Annotated in this window: 4 protein-coding genes and 1 pseudogene; 2 read left to right on the top strand and 3 right to left on the bottom strand. The window is 72.4% G+C overall.

Annotated features, from left to right (window positions below):
- From purL to purS, 3 genes are all read right to left on the bottom strand, one after another.
- Positions 1–2586 (bottom strand): phosphoribosylformylglycinamidine synthase subunit PurL (purL, locus tag ACWEVO_RS30085; protein ID WP_452310845.1); only part of this gene is annotated, 2586 nt, incomplete at its 3' end.
- A gap of 124 nt (positions 2587–2710) precedes the next feature.
- Complete coding sequence (gene purQ, locus ACWEVO_RS30080; protein WP_452310844.1) at positions 2711–3394, bottom strand: phosphoribosylformylglycinamidine synthase subunit PurQ; 684 nt, start codon at positions 3392–3394, stop codon at positions 2711–2713.
- A complete protein-coding gene (gene purS, locus ACWEVO_RS30075; protein ID WP_452310843.1) occupies positions 3391–3654 on the bottom strand; it encodes a phosphoribosylformylglycinamidine synthase subunit PurS in 264 nt (87 codons plus the stop codon). Before purS ends, purQ begins: the two co-directional genes overlap by 4 nt.
- A 399-nt stretch (positions 3655–4053) precedes the next feature.
- Between purS and ACWEVO_RS30070 the strand changes: the two are divergent.
- Positions 4054–4194 (top strand): annotated as a pseudogene (locus tag ACWEVO_RS30070) (peptidase S1); the annotation flags it as partial.
- Between the two features lie 69 nt (positions 4195–4263).
- Positions 4264–4785: a YbjQ family protein gene (locus ACWEVO_RS30065; protein WP_452310846.1), complete on the top strand. Its 522-nt coding sequence runs from the start codon at positions 4264–4266 to the stop codon at positions 4783–4785.
- Positions 4786–4859: the final 74 nt, after the last annotated feature.

Raw genomic sequence — 4859 nt, 5'->3', positions numbered from 1 at the left:
GGCGTCGGTCTCCGGGCCGCCCTCGGCAGCGGCCGGCGTGATCGGCTCCGCCTCGGTCGGCCGCTCCGCCGTCGCGGCCTCGCCCGCCTGGGCGATCGGCTCGGCGGCCACCGCGTCGACGTCGACCTCCACCGGCTGCTCGGCGGTGGCCGGCAGGACGGTGGTCGTCCCGGTACGGGCCGCCTCCACCGCCACCTGGGCCGTCTCGGCGCCGCCGAAGAGCCGCGGCAGCGTCTCGCTGTGCGCGGCGCGCAGCTCGTCGAGGCCGATCCGGAACTGGCCGTGCACCTCCAGGGCGCCGCCGGCCGGGTCGGTGACCCCGATGAACTCCCACGGCACGCCGTGCTCGGCGCAGAGGGCGGTGAACGCCTTCTCGTGCCCGCGCGGCACCGACACCAGCACCCGCCCGGCGGACTCGCTGAACAGGAAGACGAACGGCATCGAGCCGCCGGCGAACTGCTCCGGCACCGCCACCCGGGCGCCGACGCCGCGGCGCAGGCAGGACTCGACCAGGCTCTGGGCGAGACCGCCGTCGGAGAGGTCGTGCGCGGAGCTCAGGTGCCCCACCCGGGCGGCGGCGGCCAGCAGCTGCCCGAGCTGCCGCTCGCGGGCCAGGTCGACCTGCGGCGGGATGCCGCCGAGGTGCTCGTGGGTCACCCAGGCCCACTCCGAGCCGGAAAGCTCGACGTGCGTCTCACCGAGCAGGAAGAGCTGGTCGTGGTCGCCGGCCGGACGGGGCACGAAGCCCATCGGCACCCGGTCGGCGACGTTGTCCAGCACGCCGAGCACGCCGACCACCGGGGTCGGGTGGATCGCCGCGGCGCCGGTCTGGTTGTAGAAGCTGACGTTGCCGCCGGTGACCGGGATGCCCAGCTCCAGGCAGCCGTCCGCCAGGCCGCGGACGGCCTCGGCGAACTGCCACATCACCGCCGGGTCCTCCGGGGAGCCGAAGTTGAGGCAGTTGGTGACCGCGATCGGCGTCGCACCGGTCACCGCCACGTTCCGGTACGCCTCGGCCAGCGCGAGCTTCGTCCCGTGGTACGGGTCGAGGCGCGCGTACCGGCCGTTGCCGTCGACGGAGAGGGCGACCCCGAGGCCGGTCCGCTCGTCGATCCGGATCACGCCGGAGTCCTCCGGCTGGGCGAGCACCGTGTTGCCCAGCACGTAGCGGTCGTACTGCTCGGTGACCCAGGTCTTGTCGGCCAGGTTGGGCGACGCGATCATCCGCAGCACGGTCTCGCGCAGCGCCTCCGGGTTGCTCGGCCGGGGCAGCGTCTCGGCGCGGTCGGCCTGGAGCAGGATGAGGTCGGCCGGCTCCCGCATCGGGCGCGCGTAGACCGGTCCGTCGTCGACCAGGGAGCCCGGCGGCACGTCCACCACGAGCCGGTCCCGCCAGGTGATCAGCAGGCGACCCGGCTGGCCGTCCGGCGCGGGCGGGGTGACCTCACCGATGGCGGTGGCCAGCACGCCCCACTTCTCGGCCGTCTTGAGCACCGCCTCCAGCTTGTCCGGGGCGACGACCAGCAGCATCCGTTCCTGCGACTCGCTGGCCAGGATCTCGTGCGGCTCCATCGAGGGCTCACGCAGCGGCACCCGCTCCAGCCACACCCGCATGCCGGTGCCGGCCGCCGCGGCGGTCTCGGTGAGCGCGCAGGTCAGCCCGGCGCCGCCGAGGTCCTGGATGCCGACCACCAGCTCGGCGTCGTACAGCTCGAGGCAGGCCTCGATCAGCAGCTTCTCGGTGAACGGGTCGCCCACCTGGACCGACGGGCGGCGCTGCTCGCTGCCCTCGTCGAAGGTGGCGCTGGCCAGCACCGACACGCCGCCGATGCCGTCGCGGCCGGTCTTGGCACCCATCAGCACCACGACGTTACCGGGGCCGGCGGCCTCCTTCTTCTGCAGCCGGTCGACCGGCAGCACGCCGAGGCAGAGCGCGTTGACCAGCGGGTTGCCCTGGTAGCAGGGGTCGAAGACGACCTCACCGCCGATGTTGGGCAGGCCCAGGCAGTTGCCGTAGCCACCGACGCCGGCCACCACGCCGGGGAGCACCCGGGCGGTGTCCGGGTGGTCGGCGGCGCCGAAGCGCAGCGGGTCCATCACCGCGACCGGGCGGGCGCCCATGGCGAGGATGTCCCGGACGATGCCGCCCACGCCGGTCGCCGCGCCCTGGTACGGCTCGACGAAGCTCGGGTGGTTGTGCGACTCGACCTTGAAGGTCACCGCCAGCTCGTCGGAGACCCGGACCACGCCGGCGTTCTCCCCGATGCCGGCGAGCAGCCGGTCGCTCGGCGGGGCCTTCTCGCCGAACTGGCGCAGGTGCACCTTGCTGGACTTGTAGGAGCAGTGCTCGCTCCACATGATCGAGTACATGGCCAGCTCGGCCTGGGTGGGCCGGCGGCCGAGGATGTGCCGGATCCGGTCGTACTCGTCGTCACGGAGGCCCAGCTCCGCGTACGGCTGGAGCTCAGCCGGGGTCTCGACGGCCTGCGGCACGGTGTCCACGCCGCGGGCCCAGTCGTCGACCGGGCCGCCCTGCGGCGCGACGGCCGGCGTCTCCCGCAGGGCCGGGTCCGGGTGGGTGGTCATGACCTCTCCTCGCTGCGCTCGCCGCCGTGGCGGCGGGTGAGCCGACCGATGTTTCCGCCGCGCACGGTCACGGGAGCGATCTTGTTTCGGGACTGCGCTCGCAGGCCCGGCTCGCTCCGCATGCTCACGCGGGCGCCCCCACCAGGTGCTTGAGCACCGAGGTGAAGAAGCCGAGACCGTCCAGGGAGGGGCCGGTGAGCGCCTCCACCGCGTGCTCGGGGTGCGGCATGATGCCGACCACGTTGCCGGCCTCGTTGGTGATCGCGGCGATGTCGCGCTGCGAACCGTTGGGGTTGCCGCCGAGGTAACGGGCGACCACCCGGCCCTCGGCCTCCAGCCGGTCCAGCGTCGCCGGGTCGGCGACGTAGCAGCCCTCGCCGTTCTTGACCGGGATCAGCACCTCCTGGCCGGCCTGGAAGGCGTTCGTCCAGGCGGTGCCGACGGCCTCGATCCGGAGGACCTGGTCCCGGTTGCGGAAGTGCAGGTGCTGGTTGCGGGTGAGCGCGCCGGGCAGCAGGTGGGCCTCGCAGAGGATCTGGAAGCCGTTGCAGATGCCGAGCACCGGGAGACCGCCCCGGGCGGCGTCCACGATCGTCTCCATCACCGGGGCGAACCGGGCGATGGCGCCGCAGCGCAGGTAGTCGCCGTAGGAGAAGCCGCCGGGCAGGACGACGGCGTCCACCCCGTACAGCCCCGGGTCGCCGTGCCAGAGCCGGACCGGCTCGGCGCCGGCGATCCGCACGGCGCGCGCCGCGTCCCCGTCGTCGAGCGAGCCGGGGAAGGTGACCACACCGACCCGGGCGGTCACGAGTGGGCGTCCGCGGTCTCGTCGGTCTCGACCAGGCGGACGGCGAAGTCCTCGATGACCGGGTTGGCGAGCAGCTTGTCGGCGATCTCCCGGGCCCGGTCCAGGTCCGGTTCGCCGGTGAACTCGATCTCGATCCGCCTGCCGATCCGAACCGAGGCGACGTCGCTGACGCCGAGCCGGGGCAGCGCGTTTGCGACGGCCTGGCCCTGAGGATCGAGGATCTCGGGCTTGAGCATGACGTCGACGACGACGCGAGGCACGGGGCACTCCTGACTGTGTACGCAGTTGGGTGCCGGCCCATCACGGGCGAGCGCAGCCAGCCTACCTGGCAGATACCGCCTGGCCCGAACCGGCCGGGGCCAGTCCAGGCAGTGATCGACGTGACCGGCCGTACGGGTGGAAGGCCGATGCGGGTTCGTTGCCAGCTCGATACGGATTCGTTGCCGGGCCACCCGCCACGACCCCGACGGCAGCCCTCCTCACCAGGCATTTTCCTGGTCCGGGGCCGTTCGCGGACCGATTTCCGACAGACCGCGCCCAGATCGCCCGAGGTGGACGCGATGGATCAAGTGATATCGATCGGAATCTTGTGACGGACCTCGCCACACCCCTGACATGCATTGCCAAGCGTCGATGAGTTCCTTGATCCGTCCTGCCCGGCACCCCGAACGGCCTCCCAGCGCGGTCAGCACCGCCACGGTGAGTCTGGCCGGCAGCAACCCGCCGACGGCGTGAGCATCCAGAACTACGGCAGTGTCGCGTACAACCGGGCCTGGATCACCTCGGTGGCCGGTGTCTGACGGTTAGGACCCGGTCGGCGCGGATGGGTCGGTGGCGTCCCGCCCGTCCGCGCCGCGCCGTTTTGCAGCATCCGATCAGGTGAACACGGCTCACGAACCGGCCGCCGGACGGCTGACAGCATCGGAACCGTGCTGGTCGTGACGACGGATCAACTGCCCGGCTACGAGATCCGCCAGATCCTCGGCGAAGTGGTCTCCTCGATGGCGAGGACCCGCAATCCCTACCGCGAGGGGGTCAAGAACCTGCGGGGTGGCGCCTACGACCCGATGGCGCCCGACAACCTCACCCGCTGGCGTACCGACTCGGTGGCCCGGCTCGGCGAGGAGGCCCGGCGGCTGGGCGCGAACGCGGTGATCGGCATGCGCTTCGACAGCCGGGACTGCGGCGAGATGTGGATGGAGATCTGCGCGTACGGCACGGCGGTGATCGTGGTGCCAAAGACCCCGGACGTCATGCCGCCCGACCAGCCCATGATCGCAGCCGAGACGGCCCACGACCCGGAGATCGCCGAGGCCCCCGGCGGCATCGCCGAACCGGCCTCCGCCCCCAACCTCTCCTCCGCCGCCGAAACCCCCACCCGCGACTCCTGACCGCCGCCGCCCGCTTCCCGCGTTGATCAAGGAGTTTGCGTCGGAGCTGATCTCCTCGTTGACGCAAACTCCTT

The organism is Micromonospora sp. NPDC003776 (assembly GCF_053605645.1).
This window is presented reverse-complemented; position numbering and strand designations above follow the sequence as displayed.